23 protein-coding genes are annotated in these 24,447 nt (G+C 63.9%); 13 read left to right on the top strand and 10 right to left on the bottom strand.

Annotation, left to right across the window (positions count from 1 at the left end; all coding sequences use genetic code 11):
• Positions 1-46: 46 nt before the first annotated feature.
• Together gshA and APH44_RS05375 are read left to right on the top strand one after the other, a co-directional pair.
• The gene (gene gshA, locus APH44_RS05380) at positions 47-1,624 is read left to right on the top strand and encodes a glutamate--cysteine ligase (protein ID WP_177339328.1); all 1,578 of its coding nucleotides are present in this window, start codon (positions 47-49) and stop codon (positions 1,622-1,624) included.
• Positions 1,624-2,256, top strand: coding sequence for a TetR/AcrR family transcriptional regulator (locus tag APH44_RS05375; RefSeq protein WP_054891669.1), 633 nt, complete (start codon positions 1,624-1,626; stop codon positions 2,254-2,256). The genes gshA and APH44_RS05375 overlap by 1 nt, the downstream gene beginning before the upstream one ends.
• A gap of 93 nt (positions 2,257-2,349) precedes the next feature.
• Here the strand turns inward: APH44_RS05375 and APH44_RS05370 are convergent, their stop codons facing one another.
• The 8 genes from APH44_RS05370 to APH44_RS05335 all read right to left on the bottom strand — a co-directional run bounded on the left by APH44_RS05370 (position 2,350) and on the right by APH44_RS05335 (position 9,486).
• A complete protein-coding gene (locus tag APH44_RS05370) occupies positions 2,350-2,565 on the bottom strand; it encodes a molybdopterin-binding protein (protein WP_003255829.1) in 216 nt (71 codons plus the stop codon).
• Positions 2,566-2,595: 30 nt separating this feature from the next.
• Complete coding sequence (gene ssuB, locus APH44_RS05365; RefSeq protein WP_054891668.1) at positions 2,596-3,408, bottom strand: aliphatic sulfonates ABC transporter ATP-binding protein; 813 nt, start codon at positions 3,406-3,408, stop codon at positions 2,596-2,598.
• The gene (gene ssuC / locus APH44_RS05360; RefSeq protein ID WP_054891667.1) at positions 3,405-4,202 is read right to left on the bottom strand and encodes an aliphatic sulfonate ABC transporter permease SsuC; all 798 of its coding nucleotides are present in this window, start codon (positions 4,200-4,202) and stop codon (positions 3,405-3,407) included. Before ssuC ends, ssuB begins: the two co-directional genes overlap by 4 nt.
• Positions 4,203-4,212: 10 nt before the next feature.
• Positions 4,213-5,361 (bottom strand): FMNH2-dependent alkanesulfonate monooxygenase, encoded by a 1,149-nt coding sequence (ssuD, locus tag APH44_RS05355; RefSeq protein WP_054891666.1) that lies wholly within the window; start codon positions 5,359-5,361, stop codon positions 4,213-4,215.
• A 60-nt stretch (positions 5,362-5,421) separates the two neighbouring features.
• Positions 5,422-6,387 (bottom strand): sulfonate ABC transporter substrate-binding protein, encoded by a 966-nt coding sequence (locus tag APH44_RS05350; RefSeq protein ID WP_054891665.1) that lies wholly within the window; start codon positions 6,385-6,387, stop codon positions 5,422-5,424.
• 95 nt (positions 6,388-6,482) lie between these two features.
• Entirely contained in the window at positions 6,483-7,076 is a 594-nt protein-coding gene (gene ssuE, locus APH44_RS05345; RefSeq protein ID WP_054891664.1) for an NADPH-dependent FMN reductase, read from the bottom strand.
• A 253-nt stretch (positions 7,077-7,329) separates the two neighbouring features.
• Positions 7,330-7,968, bottom strand: a complete 639-nt coding sequence (locus tag APH44_RS05340; RefSeq protein WP_054891663.1) for a peroxiredoxin — start codon at positions 7,966-7,968, stop codon at positions 7,330-7,332.
• Positions 7,969-8,133: 165 nt separating this feature from the next.
• Complete coding sequence (locus APH44_RS05335; protein ID WP_054891662.1) at positions 8,134-9,486, bottom strand: OprD family porin; 1,353 nt, start codon at positions 9,484-9,486, stop codon at positions 8,134-8,136.
• 484 nt (positions 9,487-9,970) lie between these two features.
• On the opposite strand from APH44_RS05335, the gene tauA reads away from it, so the two are divergent.
• From tauA to tauD, 4 genes are all read left to right on the top strand, one after another.
• Complete coding sequence (tauA, locus tag APH44_RS05330) at positions 9,971-10,942, top strand: taurine ABC transporter substrate-binding protein (RefSeq protein WP_054891661.1); 972 nt, start codon at positions 9,971-9,973, stop codon at positions 10,940-10,942.
• 58 nt (positions 10,943-11,000) lie between these two features.
• A complete protein-coding gene (tauB, locus tag APH44_RS05325; RefSeq protein WP_054891660.1) occupies positions 11,001-11,792 on the top strand; it encodes a taurine ABC transporter ATP-binding subunit in 792 nt (263 codons plus the stop codon).
• A complete protein-coding gene (gene tauC / locus APH44_RS05320) occupies positions 11,789-12,628 on the top strand; it encodes a taurine ABC transporter permease TauC (protein WP_054891659.1) in 840 nt (279 codons plus the stop codon). The genes tauB and tauC overlap by 4 nt, the downstream gene beginning before the upstream one ends.
• Positions 12,629-12,732: 104 nt before the next feature.
• Entirely contained in the window at positions 12,733-13,566 is an 834-nt protein-coding gene (gene tauD / locus APH44_RS05315; RefSeq protein ID WP_054891658.1) for a taurine dioxygenase, read from the top strand.
• 117 nt (positions 13,567-13,683) lie between these two features.
• On the opposite strand, the gene betT is transcribed toward tauD, so the two are convergent.
• Both betT and epsC read right to left on the bottom strand, forming a co-directional pair.
• On the bottom strand, positions 13,684-15,645 hold the full coding sequence (betT, locus tag APH44_RS05310) for a choline transporter BetT (protein WP_172964839.1): 1,962 nt from the start codon (positions 15,643-15,645) through the stop codon (positions 13,684-13,686).
• Between the two features lie 312 nt (positions 15,646-15,957).
• Positions 15,958-16,896: a serine O-acetyltransferase EpsC gene (gene epsC, locus APH44_RS05305; RefSeq protein WP_054891656.1), complete on the bottom strand. Its 939-nt coding sequence runs from the start codon at positions 16,894-16,896 to the stop codon at positions 15,958-15,960.
• A gap of 283 nt (positions 16,897-17,179) precedes the next feature.
• On the opposite strand from epsC, the gene tcyJ reads away from it, so the two are divergent.
• The 7 genes from tcyJ (at position 17,180) to APH44_RS05270 (ending at position 24,446) form a co-directional block, all read left to right on the top strand.
• Positions 17,180-17,974 carry a cystine ABC transporter substrate-binding protein gene (gene tcyJ, locus APH44_RS05300; protein WP_054891655.1) on the top strand — a complete coding sequence of 265 codons (795 nt, stop codon included), beginning with the start codon at positions 17,180-17,182 and terminating at the stop codon, positions 17,972-17,974.
• Positions 17,971-18,639 carry a cystine ABC transporter permease gene (tcyL, locus tag APH44_RS05295; RefSeq protein ID WP_054891654.1) on the top strand — a complete coding sequence of 223 codons (669 nt, stop codon included), beginning with the start codon at positions 17,971-17,973 and terminating at the stop codon, positions 18,637-18,639. Before tcyJ ends, tcyL begins: the two co-directional genes overlap by 4 nt.
• 1 nt (position 18,640) lies before the next feature.
• Complete coding sequence (tcyN, locus tag APH44_RS05290; protein WP_054891653.1) at positions 18,641-19,402, top strand: L-cystine ABC transporter ATP-binding protein TcyN; 762 nt, start codon at positions 18,641-18,643, stop codon at positions 19,400-19,402.
• A gap of 332 nt (positions 19,403-19,734) precedes the next feature.
• Complete coding sequence (locus tag APH44_RS05285; RefSeq protein WP_054891652.1) at positions 19,735-20,976, top strand: SfnB family sulfur acquisition oxidoreductase; 1,242 nt, start codon at positions 19,735-19,737, stop codon at positions 20,974-20,976.
• Between the two features lie 107 nt (positions 20,977-21,083).
• On the top strand, positions 21,084-22,265 hold the full coding sequence (locus APH44_RS05280) for an SfnB family sulfur acquisition oxidoreductase (protein ID WP_054891651.1): 1,182 nt from the start codon (positions 21,084-21,086) through the stop codon (positions 22,263-22,265).
• Complete coding sequence (locus tag APH44_RS05275; protein WP_054891650.1) at positions 22,265-23,653, top strand: LLM class flavin-dependent oxidoreductase; 1,389 nt, start codon at positions 22,265-22,267, stop codon at positions 23,651-23,653. Before APH44_RS05280 ends, APH44_RS05275 begins: the two co-directional genes overlap by 1 nt.
• A complete protein-coding gene (locus APH44_RS05270) occupies positions 23,646-24,446 on the top strand; it encodes a MetQ/NlpA family ABC transporter substrate-binding protein (protein ID WP_054891649.1) in 801 nt (266 codons plus the stop codon). The genes APH44_RS05275 and APH44_RS05270 overlap by 8 nt, the downstream gene beginning before the upstream one ends.
• The last annotated feature ends 1 nt before the right edge of the window (position 24,447 follow it).

Below are 24,447 nucleotides of genomic sequence, written 5' to 3'. Positions count from 1 at the left end.
ACTTCTACCCCCATATTGGGGCGACTGACGCGTGAAGGAATCCATCTTGAGCGACCTCCTCAATCGCCGCCTGAGCTTGCTCGGCGCCAATCTCTCCCTGCTCAAGCAGTGCCTGCACGGCATTGAGCGCGAATGCCTGCGAGTAACCGACGAAGGTCGGCTGGCCCAGACCCCACACCCCGAAGCCCTGGGTTCGGCACTGACCAACGAGCAGATCACCACCGATTACTCCGAATCGCTGCTGGAGTTCATCACCCCGGCCCTGCCTGACCCGGCCAAGGTGCTCGAGAACCTCGAGGAGATCCACCGCTTCGTCTACACCAAGCTCGGCGATGAATACCTGTGGAGCCCGTCGATGCCGTGCGCGCTGCCCGCCGAGGAAGACATTCCGATCGCCGAGTACGGCAGCTCCAACATCGGCAAGCTCAAGCACGTGTACCGCAAGGGCCTGGCCTTGCGCTACGGCCGCACCATGCAGTGCATCGCCGGCATCCACTACAACTTCTCGCTGCCCGAGGCCCTCTGGCCCCTGCTGCGTGAAGCCGAAGGCAGCGAACAGGACGATCGTGACTATCAGTCGTCGGCCTACATCGCGCTGATCCGCAACTTCCGCCGCTACAGCTGGCTGCTGATGTACCTGTTCGGTGCCTCGCCAGCGCTGGACAAAGGCTTCCTGCGCGGCCGCCCGCACCAGCTCGAAGAGCTGGACGCCGACACCCTCTACCTGCCCTACGCCACCAGCCTGCGCATGAGCGACCTGGGATACCAGAGCAACGCCCAGGCAGGCCTGACGCCCTGCTACAACAATCTGTCCAGCTACACCGACAGCCTGCGCAAGGCCGTTGGCACGCCTTACCCACCCTATGTCGAAGTGGGCACGCACAAGGACGGCGAATGGGTGCAGTTGAACACCAACATCCTGCAGATCGAGAACGAGTACTACTCGAACATTCGCCCCAAGCGCGTGACCTACACCGGCGAACGTCCGATCCAGGCCTTGATCTCGCGCGGCGTGCAGTATGTCGAGGTGCGCTGCCTGGACATCAACCCGTTCCTGCCGGTGGGCATCGACCTCACCGAGGCGCGCTTCCTCGACGCCTTCCTGCTGTTCTGCGCGCTTGATGAGAGCCCGTCGCTGGACAACGGCGAATGCGGCCAGTGCACCAGCAACTTCCTCACCGTGGTCAAGGAGGGGCGCCGCCCAGGCCTTGAGCTGCAGCGCGATGGCCAGCCGGTCACCCTGCGCGAATGGGCCAGCGAGCTGATCGCCCGCATCGGCCAGCTGGCCGGACTGCTTGACCAGGCGCAAGGTGGCGACGACCACGCCAAGGCCCTGGAGGCGCAGCAAGCCAAGGTCGAGGACCCTGAGCTGACACCTTCTGCACAGGTCCTGGCGCGCATGACCGAGCACGACGAAAGCTTCGTCGCATTCTCGCTGCGCCAGAGCAAGCTGCACGCCGAAACCTTCCGCGAGCAAGCGCTGCCTGGCGAGCGCCAGCAAGCCTTCGAAACCCTCGCCCGCGACTCTCTGGCCGAACAGTCGCGTCTGGAGCAGCAGGAAGTCGGCGACTTCGACCTGTTCGTTGGTGCCTACCAGGCCAGCATCCTGGCGATCAGCAACTGATGAGCCGCACGCCCTCGCCGCGCAAGCCCCGCGCCAGTAGCCAGGCCAGGATCGAAGCGATCCTGGCGGCCGCTCGCGAGCTGCTGGCAGGCGAAGGTGTGGCGGGGCTGTCGATCTACAGCGTGGCCGAACGGGCGCAGATCCCTCCGTCCTCGGTCTATCACTTCTTCGCCAGCGTTCCGGCGTTGCTCGAAGCTCTGACTGCAGATGTGCACCGCGCTTTTCGCGAGGCGCTGAGCGCGCCGATCGACGCCCACGCCTTCAGCACCTGGCAGGGCTTGTCACGTCTGGTGGAGCAGCGCACGCTGGAGATCTACCGCCAGGACACCGCCGCCCGGCAGTTGATCCTTGCCCAGCATGGGCTGAGTGAAGTGGCGCAAGCCGACCGCCAGCACGACCTGGAGCTCGGCAAGCTGATGCACAGCTTGTTCGACCGGCATTTCCAGTTACCCAGAATGCCCACCGACGTGGATGTGTTTGCCCTGGCGATGGAGCTGAGCGACCGGGTCTATGCCCGGTCGATGCAGTTGCACGAACAGATCACTCCGCGCATGGCGGAGGAAGGGATGCGGGTCTTCGAAGCGTATCTGGGGCTTTACCTGCCGCCCTTTCTGGCCAAACGCCCAAGCTGAAACCGCTTTCGCGGGCAAGCCCGCTCCTACGGGGAACCGTGGGAGCGGGCTTGCCCGCGAAGGCCTTCACAAGGGCCTGGGAGTCGAACGCCATCACAGCTTGGCGATAGACACCTCGGTCGATTTCACGAAGGCAATCACTTCACTGCCAACCTGCAGTTCCAGCTCGCGCACGGAACGGGTGGTGATCACCGAAGTGACGATGCCGGAGGCGGTCTGCACGTCGATTTCCGACAATACCGGGCCTTCGAGGATTTCTTTGACGGTGCCTTTGAACTGGTTGCGGACGTTGATCGCTTTAATGGTCATGGCTTGATTCCTTTGGTTGGCTTCGCAGATTCAGTGGGCCCAACGCAGTTGCGTGGGCAAAGGGGCTACAGGCTCCGGCTCGGGCGGGGTGCCAGGGACGGACAGGACACGGTTGAGCACTTCGCTTTCCAGCGCAGCCAGGCGGTGCGAACCACGCGCCCGCGGCCTTGCCAGGTCGACGGTAAGGTCCAGGCCGACCTCGCCGTCCTCGATCAGGATCACCCGGTCGGCCACGGCGACGGCTTCGTTGACGTCGTGGGTGACCAGCAAAACGGTGAAGCCGTGTTCGCGCCACAGGCGCTCGATCAGTTGCTGCATTTCGATCCGGGTCAGGGCATCCAGTGCACCCAGCGGCTCGTCGAGCAGCAGCAGGCGCGGCTGGTGGATCAGCGCCCGAGCCAGGGCCACGCGCTGCTTTTGTCCGCCGGACAGCGCAGCAGGCCATTCGTTGGCTCGATCGGCCAGGCCGACCTCCTCCAGCGCTTGCACCGCGCGCGGCCGCCAGTCACCGGACAAGCCCAGGCCGACGTTGTCGATCACCTTCTTCCAGGGCAGCAGACGGGCGTCCTGGAACATCAGGCGAGTTTCCTCGCGCGCATCGGCCAGCGGCGCAGCACCGGCCAGCAGATCACCGGCACTGGGCTGGTCCAGACCGGCCAGCAAGCGCAGCAAGGTGCTCTTGCCGCAGCCGGAGCGGCCGACGATGGCGACGAACTGACCGGCCGGGATGTGCAGGTCGATACCGCGCAGCACTTCACGCTTGCCGAACGTCTTGCGCAGGCCGTTGGCGGCCAGCGGGATGCCACGCAGCAGGCGCGGCGGTTGTTGCTTGAGCACGGTCATGCGCCCTCCTTCTTCGCCACCTGGTAGGCGGGGTGCCAGCGCAGCCAGACACGCTCCAGACCACGGGCGGCGAGGTCGGCGAGCTTGCCGAGCACGGCGTACATGACGATGGCCAGGACCACCACGTCGGTTTGCAGGAATTCACGGGCGTTCATCGCCAGGTAACCGATGCCGGCATTGGCCGAGATGGTCTCGGCAACGATCAGGGTCAGCCACATGAAGCCCAAGGCGAAGCGCACACCGACCAGGATCGACGGCAGCGCCCCGGGCAGGATCACCTGGCGGAACAGCGAGAAACCGGACAGGCCATAGCTGCGCGCCATTTCCACCAGCGCCGGGTCGACATTACGGATGCCGTGGTAGGTGTTCAGGTAGATCGGGAACAGCGTGCCCAGCGCGACCAGGAAGATCTTCGCCGACTCGTCGATGCCGAACCACAGGATCACCAGCGGGATCAGCGCCAGGTGCGGCACGTTGCGGATCATCTGTACCGAGCTGTCGAGCAGGCGTTCGCCCCAGTTCGAAAGGCCGGTGATGAACCCCAGCAACAGGCCGATGCTACCGCCAATCAGAAAGCCCACACCGGCGCGCCAGCCGCTGATCGCCAGGTGTGTCCAGATCTCGCCGCTGCGCACCAGCTCGACACCGGCGCTGACCACCGCGCTCGGTGCCGGCAGGATGCGCGTGGACAACCATCCAGCGCTGACCGCCAGCTGCCACACCGCCAGCAGCAACACGGGCAAGGCCCATGGCGCCAGGCGCTGTGTCAGGGTGGAAGAAGTTGCACGACTCATGACCTGACCCTCAGCTCTGCGACACGGACTTGGGCAGGATGTCGTTGGCGACCATTTCACCGAACGGGCTCACATAGCCCCCGGTCTTGGCCTGCTCCGGGCGCTGCACGTCCAGGTGCGGGAACAGCAGCTCGGCGACGCGATAGGACTCTTCCAGGTGTGGGTAACCGGAGAAGATGAAGGTATCGATGCCCAGGTCGGCGTATTCCTTGACGCGTGCCGCGACCGTCGGGCCATCACCCACCAGTGCGGTACCGGCGCCGCCTCGCACCAGGCCGACGCCCGCCCACAGGTTGGGGCTGACTTCGAGCTTGTCGCGGTTGCCGTTGTGCAGGGCTGCCATGCGTTGCTGGCCAACCGAATCGAAGCGCGCCAGCGAGGCCTGGGCGCGGGCGATGGTGTCGTCGTCCAGGTGCGAAATCAGGCGATCGGCGGCGGCCCAGGCTTCTTCGTTGGTTTCCCGCACGATCACGTGCAGGCGGATACCGAAGCGCACCTCGCGGCCTTGCGCAGCGGCTTTCTCACGCACTGCGGCAATCTTCTCCGCTACGGCAGCCGGTGGCTCACCCCAGGTCAGGTACAGCTCGACCTGCTCGGCGGCCAGATCCTGTGCGGCCTCGGACGAACCGCCGAAATACAGCGGAGGACGCGGCTGCTGGATCGGCGGATAGAGCAGCTTGGCGCCCTTCACCTGGATGTGCTTGCCGTCATAGTCGACCACTTCGCCTTCCAGCACCTTGCGCCAGATGCGGGTGAACTCGACCGAGGCTTCGTAGCGCTCCTCGTGATTCAGGTGCAGGCCGTCACCGGCCAGCTCGTCCGGATCGCCACCGGTCACCAGGTTGAACAGCGCACGGCCGTTGGACAGGCGATCCAGGGTCGCTGCCTGGCGAGCGGCCACGGTCGGCGAAATGATGCCCGGGCGCAGCGCAACCAGGAACTTCAGGTTCTGGGTCACCGGAATCAGTGATGCCGCAACCAGCCAGGAATCCTCGCAGGAGCGACCGGTAGGGATCAGCACGCCACCGAAACCCAGGCGATCGGCCGCCTGGGCGACCTGGGTCAGGTAGCCGTGATCGACGGCGCGTGCGCCTTCGGTGGTACCCAGGTACTTGCCGTCACCGTGGGTGGGGAGGAACCAGAAAATGTTAAGGCTCATTGGAGTTGTCTCCTCAAGGGTGGCTCAAGCCGCAGCGATGCTGCGGCGCAGGCGAATCGTTCAAGGTGCGCTGGCGACCTTGGCCGGTGGGGTCCAGATCACGTCCTTGATGCTCAAGGGCTTGGGAATCAGCTTCAGAGCCTGGAAGGTGTCGGCGATCTTCTGTTGCGCGGCGATCACTTCGGGCGTCAGCGGCGCAGCGCCGTAGCCCTGGCGCTTGACCGAGGTCAGGGTGATGTCGGCCGGCAGGCCGAGCAGCGGCGCGACCTGGTCGGTCACTTGCTGCGGGTTGGCCTGGGACCACTCGCCCACGGCGCGCACCTCGTCGATCAGGGCGCTGACCACTGCCGGGTGCTGGGTCGCGTAGCTGCGGGTGGCCAGGTAGAACTGGTGGTTGTCGACCAGGTCCTTGCCATCACGCAGGGTACGGGCCTGCAACTGCTGTTCGGCAGCCGCCTGGTACGGGTCCCAGATCACCCAGGCATCGACGCTGCCACGCTCGAAGGCGGCGCGGGCATCGGCAGGCGGCAGGTACACGGGTTGGATATCGCTGTATTTCAGGCCGGCGTCCTCAAGGGCGCGGACCAGCAGGTAGTGCACGTTGGAGCCTTTGTTCAGCGCGACTTTCTTGCCTTTGAGCTCTTTCACCGACTGGATCGGCGAGCCCTTGGGCACGAGGATCGCCTCGCTGTGCGGCGCAGGCGGCTCATAGGCCACGTAGAGCAGGTCGGCACCGGCGGCCTGGGCGAAGACGGGCGGGGTTTCGCCGGTGACACCGAAATCGATCGAGCCGACGTTCAGCCCTTCGAGGAGCTGCGGGCCACCGGGGAACTCGGTCCACTGCACGTCGATGCCCTGTTCCTTCAGGCGCTTCTCCAGCGAGCCCTTGGCCTTGAGCAGCACCAGGGTGCCGTATTTCTGGTAACCGATGCGCAGGCTCTCGGCCTGGGCTTGGGTGATGGCGCCGAAGGACACAGCCGCCGCAAACAGGGCGACCAGACCACGACGCAAGAAGACTGTGCGCATGGCGCTCTCCTGTGCGAATGAGGTTCGGGTTGCACCTGCTTGCCTCGTTGTCGGGCGAGTAAGGTGGAAAAACGGTGACGCATTTGCGGGCTGGTTCAGATGCTCCAGCGAGCACTGATCAGGCGTTCGTTGAGTACACCTGGAGCGACCGGCTTGGGTCGACGCGCCAGGGCACTGTGGAAGGTTTCCAGCGAGTCCAGCAGGCGGGCTTCCAGGGCCTCGGCCAACTGTGCCGGGCGATTGCCTTCGGCGTAAGCGACCTGGCTGTCGTCGGCGAAGATCCCTTGAAGGGTCTCCTGCGCCTTGAGTGCCGACAGCACAGGCTTCAATGCGTAATCCACCGCCAGCATGTGGGCGATGCTGCCGCCGGTCGCGATCGGCAGGACCACCTTGTGTTCCAGCGCACGCTCGGGCAACAGGTCGAGCAACGTTTTCAGGGCCCCGGCGAACGATGCCTTGTACACCGGGGTCGACACCACCAGCCCATCAGCCTGGGCTACCAGTTGCTGGAAGTGCTGTACCTGCGGGCTGTCGAAACGTGCGTGGAGCAGGTCCTCTGCCGGAAACTCGCGCACCTGGAAGGTCACCACCTCCACACCACGATCCTGCAACCACTGGCGCGAACGCTCTAGCAGCACGCCGGAGCGTGAACGGGTACTGGGGCTACCACCTATCGAAACAACCAGCATTGCAGCGCTTCCTTCAATTCGGTTCCGGGGTGTGGCCCCTGTGAATGACTCCGACATTAGCAGCTCGCCACATATATCTAGAAATCATATTTTTTCATTTGTTTATTCGTTATGGAGATATAGCTTTTCACCCTGAAGCGCGCCCTCTCATTCGCTTCACGGGCAAGCCTGCCCGCACGAAGAGCAGGCATAAAAAAGGGCCGTCGAAACGGCCCGAAATCCCTGCTATGGCTAAGAACAATGCAACGAGGATTCAACGATTGGGTTGCGGGGTGAGGCGCAGATAGGGTTTGACTGCCCGATAACCTTTCGGGAAGCGCTGCTTGATCTCGTCCTCATCCTTCAGCGAAGGCACGATCACTACCTCGTCGCCGTCCTGCCAGTTACCCGGGGTGGCGACCTTGTAGTTGTCGGTCAGCTGCAACGAATCGATCACCCGCAGGATCTCGTTGAAGTTGCGCCCGGTGCTGGCTGGATAGGTGATGGTCAGGCGTACCTTCTTGTTCGGGTCGATCACGAACAGCGAGCGTACGGTAAGCGTGTCGTTGGCGTTGGGGTGGATCAGGTCGTACAGGTCGGACACCTTGCGATCAGCATCGGCGATGATCGGGAAGTTGACCACGGTGTTCTGGGTCTCGTTGATGTCATCGATCCACTTGTGGTGCGAGTCGACCGGGTCCACCGACAGTGCGATAGCCTTGACGCCGCGCTTGGCGAACTCATCCTTGAGCTTGGCGGTCAGGCCCAGTTCAGTGGTGCACACCGGGGTGAAGTCGGCCGGGTGGGAGAACAGCACGCCCCAGCTGTTGCCCAGCCACTCATGGAAACGGATCTTGCCGGCGCTGGAATCCTGTTCGAAGTCGGGGGCGATGTCGCCGAGTTTGAGGCTCATGGAAGCGGCTCCTGTGCTGTGTCTGGCCTTGTGGGATTCAATGTGCCTGCTTCCGATTAAAAACAAAAAGAATAAATACTGATTTATTTATAACCGGAAAGAATACGGATTCGCAGGCACAAAAAAGCCTCGCACCAGGCGAGGCTCTTTCGTTGCAGCTACGACTTACATGAAGTTGTAAGTGTAGTTGAAGATCAGACGAGTCTGATCGGCATCGTTGATGCTCTCGCCGCCGCCACGGTAGGTGCCGTGACGCAGGCTGACGCCCAGGCCCTTGAGGGTGCCTTCCTGCAGTACGTAGTCGATACGCGCGTCGCGTTCCCACTCGCTGTAGGTGCCGCTGGTGCGGGCGTTCTTGATGTCATCACCGCGCAGGTAGGCCACGGATGCCTTCAGGCCCGGTACGCCCAGACGTGCGAAGTCATAGGAGTACTGACCGAAAGTGGTGTTCTCGCCAGCACGGGCGAACTGGTTGATCATGCTGTCGGTGAACAGGTAGAAGCTCGAGCCACCGTTGCCTTCCAGCGGCGAGGTGCTGCCGTCCTTGCGCACGTTACCCTGGTTCAGCCAGACGAAACCGCCGTCGTCGCCAACCTGTTGGTGACCCAGCATGATTGCGTGGCCGCCGATGGTGTAGGTGAACATCGCGGACCAGGTCTTGTTGTCGACCTCGCCTGCGTTCTTGGCGTAGCCACCGTTGTTGTTGAAGGTGTAGCCGGCTTCGCCGTTCTTGCCGTCGCTGCTGCTCTTGAACCAGCGCAGGTCGGTCTTGAACGACTGATCATTGGCGATCTGGTAGACGTGGGTCAGACCCAGGAAGTGCTGCTTGTAGAAGTCTTCCAGGTTCGAGTAGTAGTACTGCAGGGTCAGGTCTTTGGTGACCTTCCAGTCGCCGCCGGCGAACTGGAACTTGTTGCTGTCGCGGTAAGCGCCGCCAACGGACAGGCCGGTGCGGTTGCTCGAGGCACGACCCATGGCGTGGGTCAGCTGACCCGCGTTGAGGGTAACGTTGTCGATTTCCTTCGACTGGACGGTACCGCCCTCGAAGGTTTGCGGCAGCAGACGACCGTCGTTGGAAACCAGGATCGGCAGGTTTGGCGCCAGGGCGCTGCCATAGTGGACTTCGGTCTTGGAGAAGCGAGCCTTGGCGTTACCACCGATGCGAGCCCACTGGCTCACGGCAGAGCCGTCGCTGTCGCTTGGGAAGAAGGTGTTGTTATCCGGGTGACGGCCACGGCCGCCATCGAGGTGGATACCCCAGAGAGCTTGAACGTCGACACCGAAACCAACGGTGCCTTGGGTGAAGCCGGACAGGTAGTCGAGCTTGAAACCTTGGGCGGTTTCGCGCTGGTCACCGTTACGACCCTGAGCGTTCGTGCGAACTTCATGGTCGTCGTTGTTGAAGTACATGGTGCGCGAGCTGATGGATACCTTGCTGTCTTCGATGAAGCCAGCGGCGCCCGCTTGTTGGGCGAGAACCCCCAGTGCCACGGCCAGGGCCAGGCTAGACTTGTACATGCTTTGCTCCTCTACATTCTAATTTTTGTATTCTCAAGGCGGGGGGATCTGATGCCCCCCTCGCCACGGGTAAGCGATTTAGCACCAAAGTGTGACTGGTAAGTCAATCGTTACCAGAGATTTCACGACTTTGGTCTAATGCACCTGCGCTACAGGATAATGACAATCCTATAAATCCAAAATGACCGTTTTATGAAATCGTCAGATTTTTCCGGAATAACTACGGAACCTTAAGCGTCATTTGGTGTATGCACATCCTTCGCTCATAGCTTCCGGTTATCTGCACCCCTTTGCCAGAGGGCGCTCCGTGAAAAGTTGTGAAAGCGTAGCCTTTCACAAAAATTTCACAACCCTTCCTCTGACGGCGCCGATTTCTAAGCGTTTTGTCTCCTAAGCTAATTCTGAAAAGTTATTTATTTTGTAATTATTAGATCATTTAGTCTTCGCGTCATTCATCACCCGATGCCTGACGAGAGGTTCGATCATGATCCCCCACGCCCCCCTGCGCCTGTTCGCCGCGCTGACCCTGGCAAGCGCCAGCTGGTTCGCCCAGGCCGCCGACCTGACCGTGGCCTACCAGACCACCGTGGACCCGGCCAAGGTGGCCCAGGCCGATGGCAGCTACGAAAAAGCCAGCCACGCCAGCATCGACTGGCGCAAATTCGACAACGGTGCCGACATCATCGCCGCCGTCGCCTCCGGCGACGTGCAGATCGGCTACCTGGGCTCCAGCCCGCTGGCTGCCGCGACCACCCGCAAGGTGCCGGTAGAAACCTTCCTCATCGCCACCCAGATCGGTGCCGGTGAAGCGCTGGTCGCCCGCGACAGCATCAAGAGTCCACAGGACCTGATCGGCAAGAAAGTCGCCGTGCCCTTCGTCTCCACTGGGCATTACAGCCTGCTGGCGGCGCTCAAGAGCTGGAACATCGACCCGGCCAAGGTGCAGATCCTCAACCTCGCGCCACCGGCGATCATCGCCGCCTGGAAACGCGGCGACATCGACGCCACCTACGTCTGGGACCCAGCGCTGGGCGTGGCCAAGGAAAACGGCAAGGTGCTGATCACCTCTGGCGAACTGGCAAAGAAAGGCGCCCCGACCTTCGATGCCTGGATCGTGCGCAAGGACTTCGCCGAGAAGCACCCGGAGATCGTCAAGTCGTTCGCCAAGGTCACCCTTGACGCGTACGCCGACTACCGCAAGGACCCGAAAGCCTGGTTGGCCAATCCAGACAACGTGAACAAGCTCGCCAAACTGTCCGGCGCCAAGACCGGCGATATCCCGGGCCTGCTGGAGGGCAACGTCTACCCGTTGGCCGCCGACCAGACCGCGGCACTGGGCGCGCCCACCACCCAGGCACTGACCGACACCGCGACGTTCCTCAAGGAGCAGGGCAAGGTCGAGGCAGTGCTGCCGGATTACTCGCCGTACGTAACGGCCAAGTTCCTGCCCAACTGAAGCACCCGCCCAACCGATCGAACCCAGGGGCGCCCTGCGCCCCGAACCGGAGCCCATCATGGCCTTGCTCGAGCTGGAGCGCATCAGCGCACAGTACCCCGGCGCCACCACCCCGGTGCTGGATGACATCAACCTGACGCTGGGGCCACGCCAACTGCTGGTCGCCCTCGGGCCCTCCGGCAGCGGCAAGACCTCGCTGCTCAATCTCATCGCCGGCTTCGTCGCCCCCAGCGGCGGGCGCATCACCCTTGACGGTGCGCCCGTGCAAGGCCCAGGCGCCGACCGCGGCGTGGTGTTCCAGGATGACGCCCTGCTGCCCTGGCAGGACGTGCTCGGCAATGTCGCTTTCGGCCTGGAGCTGGCCGGCGTACCTCGCGCACAGCGTGAAGCCAAGGCGCGTGAGATGCTGGCACTGGTCGATCTGGCCGGGTTCGGCGACCGACGCATCTGGCAGCTTTCAGGCGGACAGAAGCAACGCGTGGGCCTGGCCCGCGCCCTGGCTGCCGACCCACGCGTACTGTTGATGGACGAACCCTTCGGCGCCCTCGATGCCTTCACCCGCGAGCAGATGCAAGAGTTGCTGCTGCAGGTCTGGCAGCGCACCGCAAAGCCGGTGTTCCTGATCACCCACGACATCGAGGAAGCCGTGTTCCTGGCCAGCGAACTGGTGTTGCTGGCACCGAATCCGGGCCGCGTGGTCGAGCGCCTGCAACTGGACTTCGGCCAGCGTTATGCCGCGGGCGAACCGGCGCGGGCGATCAAGTCCGATCCACGTTTCATCGAAACCCGCGAGCATGTGCTGTCGCGAGTCTTTTCCCAACGTGCCGCCCGCCGCGAGGAGTCCGCATGAGCAGCCTGGACCTGCCGGTCGCCGGCAAAACCGACACCCGCACCGCGTCGGCGATCAAGGCCCGCCGCCCGCTGCCGACGCGCTGGATCAGCGCCCTGACCCTGGGCAGCCTGCTGCTGGCCTGGTGGCTGGTGACCGCTGCCGGCTGGGTCGAGCCACTGTTTCTACCCGCCCCCGGCGACATCGTGGCCAAGGCCTGGGTGCTGCTGACCCAAGGCTATATGGACGCCAGCCTCTGGCAGCATCTGGGCGCGAGCCTGGGCCGTATTGGCGTGGCGTTGCTGGCGGCAACCCTGACCGCGATTCCGGTCGGCATCGCCATCGGCTACAACCGCGTGGCCCGCGGCATCCTCGATCCACTGATCGAGTTCTACCGGCCGATCCCACCGCTGGCCTACCTGCCGCTGATCGTGATCTGGTGCGGCATCGGCGAGTTGTCGAAGGTGCTGCTGATCTACCTGGCGATCTTCGCCCCGATCGCCATCGCCACCGCCACCGGCGTGCGCACCGTCGACCCGGCCAAGCTGCGCGCCGCGCAGTCGCTGGGAGCGAGCAAGGTACAACTGATTCGCCATGTGATCCTGCCCAGCGCCTTGCCCGACATACTCACCGGCATTCGCATCGGCCTCGGGGTCGGCTGGTCGACACTGGTCGCCGCCGAACTGATCGCCGCTACCAGCGGCCTGGGCTTCATGGTCCAGTCAGCCGCGCAGTTCCTGGTCACCGATGTTGTTGTGCTGGGCATCTTGCTGATCGCGCTGATCGCCTTTGCCCTGGAGATGGGCCTGCGTGCCCTGCAGCGCCGCCTCGTGCCTTGGCATGGACAAAGTCACTGACCTTTCCGGCCTCATCGCGGGTTCACAGAGCTACCTGTAGGAGCGGGCTTGCCCCGCGATGAGGCCCGCAACGACACCGCCAACCGCCCCCATTCGAGACCGACATGAGCCTGACCATCACCCCCCTCAGCCCGGCCCTCGGCGCGCAGATCAGCGGCGTCGACCTGTCCCGCGACATCACCGACGCACAGCGCGACGCCATCGAGCAGGCGCTGCTCGAGCACCAGGTGTTGTTCTTCCGCGAACAATCGATCGACCCCGCCCAGCAGGCCCGCTTCGCTGCGCGCTTCGGCGACCTGCACATCCATCCGATCTATCCCAACGTGCCGGAAACCCCGCAGGTGCTGATTCTCGACACCGCAGTCACCGACGTGCGCGACAACGCGATCTGGCACACCGACGTTACCTTCCTGCCGACCCCGGCACTGGGCGCGGTGCTCAGCGCCAAGCAACTGCCCGCCTACGGCGGTGACACCTTGTGGGCCAGCGGCATCGCTGCGTTCGAAGCCTTGTCGGCGCCCCTGCGCACCCTGCTCGACGGCCTCACGGCCACCCACGACTTCACCAAGTCGTTCCCGCTCGAGCGCTTCGGCACCACTGCCCAGGACCTGGAGCGCTGGGAAGCCACCCGCCGCAACAACCCACCGCTGTCGCACCCGGTGGTGCGCACCCATCCGGTGAGCGGGCGCAAGGCGTTGTTCGTCAACGAAGGGTTCACCACACGGATCAACGAGCTTGCCGACCACGAGAGCGAGGCGCTGCTCAAGCTGCTGTTCGCCCATGCCACGCGGCCAGAATTCAGCATTCGCTGGCGTTGGCAGGAGAATGACGTGGCGTTCTGGGACAACCGCGTGACCCAGCATTACGCGGTGGATGACTACCGGCCGCAGCGGCGGGTGATGCACCGGGCGACGATTCTCGGCGACGCGCCGTTCTGAAACCATTCGCGGGCAAGCCCGCTCCCACAGGTGCACCACAGTCGTCAGCAACTGTGTTGCACCTGTGGGAGCGGCGGTTCGGCGCTCCGACTTGCCCGCGAATGGAAGCGCCGCGCGTTACCTGACCAGGTGCAGGAACTGCATGTGCCGCTCGTACTGGTCGAGGATGTCGTTGATGATCTGCTCCTTGCTGTAGCCGACCAGATCATAGTTCTGGCTGCCTTCGGCCAGGTGCACCTCGGCGCGGTAGTAGCGGCGGTTCTTCAGCTCCTGCGTACCCAGCCCACCCAACGCGAACGACGGCGTGAAGTAGCCACGCATCTGCACCTGGTAGATGAACGGCTGCTCCTCGCCATGGCCGATCTTCAGGCTGACGTTGTCGTGGCTCGGGTCGTCCTGGGTGATCAGCGCCAGGCCCTTCTGCTCGAAGACCTCGGTCACGTCGGCAATCGCCGGGCGCACCACGTCATCCATGAAGCGATACACCTCGTCGCGTGATGGGAAGTGCACGGCCTGGCTCAAGCGCTGGCGCCAGCCACCGCGTCCGCGGCGGGACTGGGCGAACGGTGCCAGCGAGTGCATCTGCGCGATCTGCCGCTGGCTCTCCAGGTAGAACGCCTTGTGCAGGCCCCACATCATGCACAGCAAGATCAGCGAGAATGGCAGCGACGTCAGCACCACCGCCGATTTCAGCGAATCAATGCTGCCAGCGAACAGCAAGCCGCTGGTGACCAGCGCAGTCATCGCGCCCCAGAAGATCCGCAGCCAGTTCGGCCCGTCCTCGTCGGCGTCGCCGCCTTTGGCAGAAAGCGTCGACAGCACCACGGTGCCGGAGTCGGCGGAGGTGACGAAGAACACGAAGCTGATGAACACGGTGACGGCAATCACCGTCTTGCTCCATGGATAGGTCTCCAGCAGCAGGTACAGGCTCATCGAGGGGTTGTCCAACGCCGACTGCCCCAGCGCGGTCATGCCGTGGTTGATCACCTGGTCCAGCGCACTGTTGCCGAAGATCGACATCCACGCGAGGGTGAAGCCCAGCGGGATCAGCAGCACGCCGAAGACGAATTCGCGAATGGTGCGGCCACGCGAGATCCGCGCGATGAACAGCCCGACGAAGGGCGCCCAGGCGATCCACCAGGCCCAGTAGAACACCGTCCAGCCGCCCAGCCAGTCGCGATTCTCGCCATAGGCATACACGTCGAAACTCTTGCGCGGCAGGGCGCCGAGGTAATCGCCAAGGTTCTGGATCAGGGTGTTGAACAGGTGCTGCGTGGGGCCGGCGAAGAGCACGAACAACAGCAGCGCGCAGGCCAGGAACAGGTTGATGTCGCTCATCACCCGCACGCCCTTCTCCACCCCGGCAACTGCAACGGCCACCGCTGCACCCATCATCAGGGCGATCAGCAGCACCTGCACCCACTGGCTGTGGTCGATGCCGAACAGGTAGTCGAGGCCGGCGTTGAGGTGCAGCACGCCAAAGCCCATGTCCGCACCCAGGCCGAACACCGTGGCGATGATGCCGAAGCCGTCCACTGCGTAGCCGATCGGCCCGTTGATGCGTTTGCCGATCAGCGGGTACAGCGCCGAGCGCAATGCCAATGGCAGGTTGTGGCGGTAGGCGAAATACGCCAGGGCCATGCCGACGAAGGCGAACACGCCCCAACCATGCAGACCCCAGTGCAGGAACAGGATCTGCATCGCCTGGCGCCCGGCCTCGGCCGTGCCCGCCTCGCCCTGGGGCGGCTGGAGCATGTGGGTCAGCGGCTCGGAGACGCAGAAGAAGAACAACGTGATGCTGATGCCGGCAGCGAACAGCATGCCGGCCCAGGACAGGTAGCTGAACTCGGGCTCGTCATGGTCGGCGCCGAGCTTGATCTTGCCGTAGCCGGACACCGCAGTGACCACCACGAACACCAGGTACAGGGTCATGGCCAGCATGTAGTACCAGCCGACCGTGTTGGCCGCCCAGTTCTGTGCAGCCAGCAACCAGTCGCCCGCCGCTTGCGGGTTGGCGATGACCACCAGGCCGAAGATGAGGATGAAACTTGCCGCGAAGTAGAACACCGGGGGGTTCATGCGGATCTTGCCATTGGCAAGGGAAGGCGTCGGTGCACTCATGAAACGGGCACCTCTACAGCAGTGAAAAGGCTCGGATTGAACGGGTTCAGCAAAGGGAATCCTCCTGTTGAACACCGGCAGCGGACCAGCGTTTTAATTTGAACAAGCGTTCAAGTTAAACATGGATCGGATTTCAATGCGACCTGTGGTCGCTGGCGGGCGACCAGTTGACCTTTGCTCTTTGCCAGCAGTTCCGGCCCTATCGCGGGACAAGCCCGCTCCACTCTGTGGGAGCGGACTTGTGCTGCGATAGGGCCCGCCGGGCCTACCTCACTGTTTGTCCTGGCAATCGAGTTGCAGGTTCGCCTGGGTGATGTTGCTCTCGGCCGGCACGCTGCGAGTCAGCCAGACATTGCCGCCAATGGTCGAACCCTTGCCGATGGTGATGCGCCCCAGAATGGTCGCACCGGCATAGATGACCACGTCGTCCTCGACGATCGGGTGGCGCGCCAGGCCCTTGTGCAAGGTGCCCGACTCGTCCGACGGGAAGCGCTTGGCGCCAAGGGTCACCGCTTGATAGATGCGTACGCGCTCGCCGATGATCGCCGTCTCGCCGATCACCACGCCTGTGCCGTGGTCGATGAAGAAGCTCTGGCCGATCTGTGCGCCGGGATGAATGTCGATGCCGGTGGCCGAATGCGCCAGCTCCGAGCTGATTCGCGCCAGCAGCGGCAGCCCGGCCTGGTAGAGGTGATGCGCCAGGCGGTGGTGGATGATCGCCAGGATGCCGGGATAGCACAGCAACACCTCGTCGACGCTACGCGCCGCGGGGTCACCGTGGTAGGCCGCCAGCACGTCGGTGTCGAGCAGTACGCGCAACCCTGGCAAGGCTTTGGCAAAACCTTGGATCAAACCCAGTGCGTGGGCATCGACGTCCTTGGGCTCGACCTCGGTATTGCCGTGCCGCGCGGCGTAGCGCAGTTCCAGGCGCGCCTGGTCGAGCAGTGCGGTCAGCGCCGCATCCAGGGTGTGGCCGACATAGAAATCCTCGCCCTCCTCACGCAGGTCCACAGGCCCCAGGCGCATGGGAAACAACGCTCCACATAATTGCTCGAGGATCTCGCGCATCGCCTCGCGCGAGGGCAGTTCGCGCCCGCCCTGCTTGTTGCTGCAACGGCCATTGCGACTACGCCACTGGTCACGGGCCTGGCGCAGTTCGCTGACGATGCCCGGCAATTGCCAATGGCCGGTCGATGGATGTTCGCTCACGGTGTTCTCCTGGCTTGCGACGGTGTCGGTCGGTAGAGCCGCCACTTGTGGGAATTACTCTACGGCAAATTCTTCCCTTGGAAAAAACAACGCTTTATTCCATCCTGCACTAAGTCGGGCATAAGCAGCGATGACGGGGACCCGGTTCACGGCTACCCTCAAAACTGCCCTTCAGGGACGAAATAACAGAAAGGAATAATAGATAATTTTTTATTATTTCCTGAGCTATACAGCCCACCCTATAGTCGCCACCCACTACTTAAAACAAAGCGCGGGGAAAGCCATGACCAAATTCACCAAACCACTTCTCAATGCCAGCCTGGCCATCCTGCTGGGCACCGGCCTGTTCAGCCACGCCTTTGCGGGTGAGCAGCTCAAGACCATCCAGGAAAAAGGCGTGATCAACGTCGGCCTGGAAGGCACCTACCCACCCTTCAGCTTCGTCGACGAAAACGGCAAGCTGACCGGTTTCGAAGTGGAACTCTCCGAACTGCTGGCCAAGGAGCTGGGCGTCAAGGCCAAGGTCCAGCCAACCAAGTGGGACGGCATCCTCGCCGCGCTGGAATCCAAGCGCCTGGACGTGGTGATCAACCAGGTGACCATCTCCGAAGAGCGCAAGAAGAAGTATGACTTCTCCGAGCCCTACACCATCTCCGGCATCCAGGCGCTGATCCTGAAGAAGAAGGCCGAGCAGCTGAACATCAAGACCGCGCAGGACCTGGCGGGCAAGAAGGTCGGTGTGGGCCTGGGCACCAACTACGAGCAGTGGGTCAAGCAGGACGTACCCAAAGCCGACGTACGTACCTATGAAGACGATCCGAGCAAGTTCGCCGACCTGCGCAACGGCCGTATCGACGCCATCCTGATCGACCGCCTGGCCGCCCTGGAATACGCACAAAAGGCCAAGGACACTCAACTTGCCGGCGAAGCCTTCTCGCGCCTGGAAAGCGGCGTGGCCCTGCGCAAGGGCGAACCTGAACTGCTCGCAGCAGTGAACAAGGCGCTGGACAAGCTCAAAGCTGACGGCACCCTGGCCAAGCTGTCCGAGAAATACTTCGGTGCCGACGTCACCAAATGATCTCTGAAAGCCTGCAACTCGTTATCGACTCTACGCCCTTCCTGCTCAAGGGCGCGGGTTACACGGTACTGCTCAGTGTCGGCGGCATGTTCTTCGGCCTGGTGCTGGGCTTTGCCCTGGCACTGATGCGCCTGTCGAAGATCCTGCCGCTGGACTGGCTGGCGCGGATCTACGTGTCGTTCTTCCGCGGCACGCCGCTGCTGGTGCAACTGTTCGTGATCTACTTCGGCATGCCGCAGATCGGCATCGAACTCGATCCGATCCCCGCCTCGCTGATCGGCCTGTCGCTGAACATGGCGGCGTACATCTGCGAAATCCTGCGCGCGGCGATCTCCTCGATCGACCGCGGCCAGTGGGAAGCCGCAGCCAGCATCGGCATGACCCGTACCCAGGCCATGCGCCGGGCGATCCTGCCCCAGGCCATGCGCACCGCCTTGCCGCCGCTGGGCAACAGCTTCATCTCGCTGGTCAAGGATACCGCCCTGGCGGCGACCATCCAGGTGCCAGAGCTGTTCCGCCAGGCACAGTTGATCACCGCACGGACCTTCGAAGTCTTCACCATGTACCTGGCCGTGGCCGTCATCTACTGGATTCTCTGCAGTATCCTGGCGCACTTCCAGAACCGCATGGAAGCGCGGGTCAACCAGCATGACCAGGAGCACTGAGATGATCGTAGTAGAAGGCCTGACCAAGCAGTTCAAGGGCCAGACCGTGCTCAAGGGCATCGACCTGACGGTCGAGGCCGGTGAAGTCGTCGCCATCATCGGCCCCAGCGGCTCGGGCAAGACCACCTTCCTGCGCTGCCTGAACCTGCTGGAAACCCCCGATGCCGGGAAGATCCGCATCGGCGATATCGACATCGACGCCGACCGCCCGCTCGGCGGCCAGCAGAGCGCGATCCGCCGTCTGCGCCAGCAGGCCGGGTTCGTGTTCCAGAACTTCAACCTGTTCCCGCACCGCACCGCCCTGGAGAACGTCATCGAAGGGCCGGTGATCGTCAAGAAGACCCCGCGCGACCAGGCCCTGGAACTGGGCCGCAAGCTGCTCGCCAAGGTCGGCCTGGCCGGCAAGGAAGACGCCTATCCACGGCGCCTGTCCGGCGGCCAGCAGCAGCGCGTGGCCATCGCCCGGGCCCTGGCGATGGAGCCTGAAGTGATCCTCTTCGACGAACCGACCTCCGCGCTCGACCCCGAGCTGGTCGGCGAAGTGCTGGCGACCATCCGCGGCCTGGCCGAAGAGAAGCGCACCATGATCATCGTCACCCACGAGATGAGCTTTGCACGTGATGTGGCGAACCGGGTGATCTTCTTCGACAAGGGCGTGATCGTCGAGCAGGGCGAGGCCAAGGCACTGTTCGCCAATCCGAAGGAAGAACGCACCCGGCAGTTCCTGCGCAAGTTCCTCGGGACCACTGCTTCGCAAGACTGAAAAGCTCGGCTGGATCTTCGCGGGCAAGTCCCGCTTCCACAGGAGCCGCACCGGTGATGAAGCCTGTGCGGTTCTCTGTGGGAGCGGGCCTTTTCCCGCGAAGAGTCCGGTACATCCAGACAAATGCCTCTCTTCTATTCATATTCCAAAGAGTTAGTTCATAAACTTTTTATAAGCACATAAGGTATATAGACCGGACCACCGGACCCGCATACATCCGTCGCGACCAGCTGTAGCGACGCATCTACTTCGTGAGGTTCAGGAATGGTCAGGAACACAATCACCCCAGTGCGTAACGCCAGGGCATTGAGTGCAGCCAAGGAGCGGCACTGATGTCCAGCCAACCCAATACCCAATTCCACAGCGATATCGACAGCTCGCCCCTGCTGCTGCCGGCCAAGGTGTTGCGCAATGACGCCGAGGCCCTGCAAGCGGCCCGCGAACTGGCCGAAGTCGCGCGCCAGCAGGCCTCGCGCCGCGACCAGCAACGCAAGCTGCCGTGGGCCGAGATCGAGCTGTTCACCCGCTCGGGGCTTGGCAGCATCAGCGTGCCCAAGGCCCATGGCGGCCCGGATGTGTCGTTCGCGACCATCGCCGAAGTCTTTCGCCTGATCAGCGCCGCCGACCCGGCGTTGGGGCAGATCCCACAGAATCAGTTCGGCCTGCTGCAACTGCTGCGCCTGACCGCCAGCGAAGCGCAGCAGGCGCTGATCTTCCGCTCGGTGCTGGACGGCTGGCGCATCGGCAATGCCGGCCCCGAACGCAGCACCAAAGACACCTTGACCCTCAAGGCCCGCATCACCCGCGACGGCGACACCTACCGCATCAGCGGCGAGAAGTTCTACTCCACAGGCGCCCTGTTCGCCCACTGGGTGGCGGTCAAGGCCCTGGACGACGAAGGTCGCCAGCGCCTGGCCTTCGTACGCCGTGGCAGCCCTGGGCTGCGCATCGTCGACGACGGGTCCGGCTTCGGCCAGCGCACCACCGCCAGCGGCACGGTGCTGCTCGACCAGGTGCCGGTGGACGCGGACCTGGTGATCGACAACTGGCGCCAGGCCGACCAGCCCAATATCCAGGGCGCGGTCTCGCAACTGATCCAGACTGCCATCGACGCCGGAATCGCCGAAGCGGCCATCGACGACGCCATCGCCTTCGTGCGTGACAAGTCGCGGCCGTGGATCGATGCCAAGGTCGAACGGGCCAGCGATGATCTCTACGTGATCGCCGACATCGGCCGTCTCAAGCTCGAGCTGCACGCCGCAGAGGCGCTGCTGCGCAAGGCCGCGCAGGTACTGGACGAAGTCAATGCGGCGCCCATCGATGCCGCTGCGGCGGCGCGCGCCTCGATTGCCGTGGCCGAGGCCAAGGTGCTCACCACCGAGATTTCGCTGCAGGCCAGCGAGAAGCTGCTCGAACTCGCCGGCAGCCGCGCCACCCTCGCCGAATTCAACCTCGACCGCCACTGGCGCAACGCCCGGGTGCACACGCTGCACGACCCGGTGCGCTGGAAGTACCACGCGGTCGGCGCCTATTACCTCAACGGCACGCTGCCTGCACGGCATTCCTGGATCTGACTTGAGGGCCTTTCGCGGGCAAGCCCGCTCCTACAGGGACAACACAGGTCTGTAGGAGCGGCGGTTCGCCGCTGCGACTTGTCCCGCGAAAGGCCCCGGAGAACAACATGACAACATCCGTGATCACCAGCGACGCGCAGGCCATTGCCGTCGCTGAAGACATCGCCCGGCAACTGCAGCGCGACAGCGCCCTGCGCGACCGCGAGCGCCGCCTGCCGCACGCCGAACTGGAACTGTTCACCCGCTCCGGCCTGTGGGCGATCAGCGTACCCAAGGCCTTCGGCGGCGCCGAAGTATCGAACGTCACCCTGGCCAAGGTCATCGCCCGCATCGCCCAGGCCGACGCCTCGCTCGGGCAGATTCCGCAGAACCACTTCTACGCCCTCGAAGTGCTGCGCGTGAACGGCACCCTCGAACAACAGCAACGTCTCTACGCCGAGGTGCTGGCCGGCAAGCGCTTCGGTAACGCCCTGGCCGAACTCGGCACCAGGACCTCCAGCGACCGCTCTACCCGCCTGACCCGCGACGGCGCGGGCTACCGCATCAACGGCCGCAAGTTCTACGCCACCGGCGCGATCTACGCCCAGCGCATCCCCACCTCGGTGGTCGATGACGAGGGCGTGCAGCAACTGGCGTTCGTGCCCGCCGACAGCCCCGGTGTGCAAGTGATCGACGACTGGAGCGGCTTCGGCCAGCGCACCACCGGCAGCGGTTCGGTGCTGTTCGACAATGTCCGTGTCGAGGCTACCGACCTGGTGCCCTTCCAGGCCGCGTTCGAACGCCCGACCACAGTCGGCCCATTGGCCCAGATTCTCCACGCTGCCATCGACACCGGCATCGCTCGCGCCGCAGTCGAAGACGCCCTGCACTTCGTGCGCAACCACAGCCGCCCATGGATCGACGCAGGTGTCGACCAGGCCTCGGCCGATCCACTGACACTCAACAGCTTCGGTCGCCTGAGCATCCGCCTGCACGCCGCCGAAGCACTGCTCGAGCGGGCCGGTGAAATCCTCGACCAGGCTCAGCGCGACAGCAACGCCAGCAGCGTGGCCGCCGCCTCCATCGCCGTCGCCGAGGCGCGCGCGATCAGCACCGAGATTTCCCTGTCCGCCGCCAGCACCCTGTTCGAGCTGGCCGGCAGCCGCGCCACCCTGGCCGAACACAACCTCGATCGCCACTGGCGCAACGCCCGGGTCCACACCCTGCACGACCCGGTGCGCTGGAAGTACCACGCCATCGGCAACTACTACCTCAACGGCGAAAACCCACCGCTGCGAGGGACCATCTGATGAGCAAGCAGATCCTGCTCAACGCTTTCAACATGAACTGCATTGGCCATATCAACCACGGCCTGTGGACCCATCCGCGCGACACCTCGACCCGCTACAAGGACATCGAGTACTGGACCGACCTCGCGCGCCTGCTGGAGCGCGGGCTGTTCGACGGGCTTTTCATCGCCGACATCGTCGGCACCTACGACATCTACGGCGACTCGGTCGACGTCACGCTCAAGGAGTCGATCCAGCTGCCGGTCAACGACCCGCTGCTGCTGGTCTCGGCCATGGCCGCGGTGACCCGCAACCTGGGCTTCGGCCTGACCGCCAACCTCACCTACGAGCCGCCCTATCTGTTCGCCCGCAGGCTCTCGACCCTCGACCACCTGAGCAAGGGCAGGGTCGGCTGGAACATCGTCACCGGCTACCTCGACAGCGCGGCACGTGCCATGGGCCTGGAACAACAGCCCGAGCACGACCGGCGCTACGACCAGGCCGACGAATACCTGCAGGTGCTGTACAAGCTGCTCGAAGGCAGTTGGGCGGACGATGCCGTGGTCGAAGACCGCAAGCAGCGCGTCTATGCCCGGCCCGACAAAGTGCGCAAGGTCGAGCACCGAGGCGAGTTCTACAAAGTCGAGGGCTATCACCTGTGCGAGCCCTCGCCGCAGCGCACACCGGTGCTGTTCCAGGCGGGCAGCTCGGCACGCGGCCTGGCATTTGCCGGCAACCACGCCGAGTGCGTGTTCATCGGCGGCCAGACCCACTCAGGCACCCGCGCCCAGGTCGACAAGGTGCGCGCGGCCGCCCTCGCCGCCGGCCGCGACCCTCAGGCGATCAAGGTGTTCATGGGCATCACCGTGATCGTCGCCCGCACCGAGGAGCAGGCCCGCGCCAAGCACGCCGAGTATTTGCGCCACGCCAGCGCCGAAGCCGGTGTGGCGCACTTTGCCGCCTCCACCGGCATCGACTTCGCCGCCTTCGACCTCGACGCGCCGATCAACGCAGGCCAGGGCAATGCGATCCAGTCCGCCACCAAGCTCCTGCAGGACAACGCCTGGACCCGCCGCCGCCTGCTGGAACAACACGCCCTGGGCGGACGCTACGTGACCCTGGTCGGTGCGCCTGATCAGGTCGCCGAGCAACTGATCGGCTGGATCGACGAAACCGGCCTGGACGGCTTCAACCTGGCACGCACCGTCACCCCGGAAAGCTACGAAGACTTCATCGACCTGGTGGTCCCCGAACTGCAACGCCGCGGCCGCTACAAGACCGCCTACGCCGAGGGCAGCCTGCGCCAGAAGCTGTTCGCCAGCCCTAGCGCACATCTGCCTGCCGACCATCCCGGCAGCACCTACCGCACCCCGACCAACGCCCCGACCGGAGCCGCGCATCATGCTTGAGAAACTCTATCGGCCCGTCGCGGCCGCCCTGCTGTCCCTAGGCCTTGCCGGCGCCGCGCTGGCAGTCGAACCCCTGAAGATCGGTACCACGGCCGCCTTCGCCATTCCGCTCGAAGCGGCCGTGGCAGAAGCGCACAAGCAAGGCCTGGAGGTGAAGCTGATCGAGTTCAGCGACTGGATCGCCCCCAACGTCAGCCTCAACAGCGGCGACATCGACGTGAACTACTTCCAGCACATTCCTTTCCTGGAAAACGCCAAGGCCGCAGCAGGCTTCAACCTGGTGCCCTATGCACCGGGGATCATCAACAACGTCGGCCTGTATTCGAAGAAGTACAAGCGCTTCGCCGAACTGCCCGAAGGCGCCAGCGTGGCCATCGCCAACGACCCGATCAACAGCGGGCGCGGCCTGCAGTTGCTGGCCAAGGCCGGGCTGATCACGCTCAAGCCTGGCGTGGGTTACAAGGCCACCGAAGACGACATCGTCGCCAACCCCAAGAAGCTCAAGATTCTTCAGGTCGAGGCCGTGCAACTGGTGCGGGCCTACGACGATGCCGACCTGGTGCAGGGCTACCCGGCCTACATTCGCCTGGCTAACAGCTTCGATGCCACCTCGGCGTTACTGTTCGACGGCCTGGAGAACAAGGAGTACGTGATCCAGTTCGTGATCCGCCCGCAAAGCAAGGACGACCCGCGCCTGGCCAAGTTCGTCGATATCTACCAGCATTCGCCGGCCGTGCGTGAAGCCTTGAACAAGGCCCACGGCAGCCTGTACCAGGCCGGCTGGGAGGGCTGAG

Source organism: Pseudomonas sp. NBRC 111143 (assembly GCF_001320965.1).
GTDB lineage: Bacteria > Pseudomonadota > Gammaproteobacteria > Pseudomonadales > Pseudomonadaceae > Aquipseudomonas > Aquipseudomonas machongensis.
The sequence above is the reverse complement of the archived record's forward strand: the minus strand, read 5'-3'. Positions and strand labels throughout refer to the sequence as shown.

Bases quoted from the DNA above. Each gene is read 5' to 3' on its own strand.
- tcyJ (WP_054891655.1), top strand. From the start codon at position 17,180: ATGACCAAATTCACCAAACCACTTCTCAATGCCAGCCTGGCCATCCTG.
- APH44_RS05280 (WP_054891651.1), top strand. From the start codon at position 21,084: ATGACAACATCCGTGATCACCAGCGACGCGCAGGCCATTGCCGTCGCT.
- tcyL (WP_054891654.1), top strand. From the start codon at position 17,971: ATGATCTCTGAAAGCCTGCAACTCGTTATCGACTCTACGCCCTTCCTG.
- APH44_RS05350 (WP_054891665.1), bottom strand. From the start codon at position 6,387: ATGCGCACAGTCTTCTTGCGTCGTGGTCTGGTCGCCCTGTTTGCGGCG.
- ssuD (WP_054891666.1), bottom strand. From the start codon at position 5,361: ATGAGCCTTAACATTTTCTGGTTCCTCCCCACCCACGGTGACGGCAAG.
- APH44_RS05375 (WP_054891669.1), top strand. From the start codon at position 1,624: ATGAGCCGCACGCCCTCGCCGCGCAAGCCCCGCGCCAGTAGCCAGGCC.
- tauA (WP_054891661.1), top strand. From the start codon at position 9,971: ATGATCCCCCACGCCCCCCTGCGCCTGTTCGCCGCGCTGACCCTGGCA.
- ssuC (WP_054891667.1), bottom strand. From the start codon at position 4,202: ATGAGTCGTGCAACTTCTTCCACCCTGACACAGCGCCTGGCGCCATGG.
- APH44_RS05340 (WP_054891663.1), bottom strand. From the start codon at position 7,968: ATGAGCCTCAAACTCGGCGACATCGCCCCCGACTTCGAACAGGATTCC.
- APH44_RS05285 (WP_054891652.1), top strand. From the start codon at position 19,735: ATGTCCAGCCAACCCAATACCCAATTCCACAGCGATATCGACAGCTCG.
- APH44_RS05275 (WP_054891650.1), top strand. From the start codon at position 22,265: ATGAGCAAGCAGATCCTGCTCAACGCTTTCAACATGAACTGCATTGGC.
- tcyN (WP_054891653.1), top strand. From the start codon at position 18,641: ATGATCGTAGTAGAAGGCCTGACCAAGCAGTTCAAGGGCCAGACCGTG.
- APH44_RS05370 (WP_003255829.1), bottom strand. From the start codon at position 2,565: ATGACCATTAAAGCGATCAACGTCCGCAACCAGTTCAAAGGCACCGTC.
- tauC (WP_054891659.1), top strand. From the start codon at position 11,789: ATGAGCAGCCTGGACCTGCCGGTCGCCGGCAAAACCGACACCCGCACC.
- APH44_RS05270 (WP_054891649.1), top strand. From the start codon at position 23,646: ATGCTTGAGAAACTCTATCGGCCCGTCGCGGCCGCCCTGCTGTCCCTA.
- betT (WP_172964839.1), bottom strand. From the start codon at position 15,645: ATGAACCCCCCGGTGTTCTACTTCGCGGCAAGTTTCATCCTCATCTTC.
- ssuE (WP_054891664.1), bottom strand. From the start codon at position 7,076: ATGCTGGTTGTTTCGATAGGTGGTAGCCCCAGTACCCGTTCACGCTCC.
- tauB (WP_054891660.1), top strand. From the start codon at position 11,001: ATGGCCTTGCTCGAGCTGGAGCGCATCAGCGCACAGTACCCCGGCGCC.
- tauD (WP_054891658.1), top strand. From the start codon at position 12,733: ATGAGCCTGACCATCACCCCCCTCAGCCCGGCCCTCGGCGCGCAGATC.
- APH44_RS05335 (WP_054891662.1), bottom strand. From the start codon at position 9,486: ATGTACAAGTCTAGCCTGGCCCTGGCCGTGGCACTGGGGGTTCTCGCC.
- ssuB (WP_054891668.1), bottom strand. From the start codon at position 3,408: ATGACCGTGCTCAAGCAACAACCGCCGCGCCTGCTGCGTGGCATCCCG.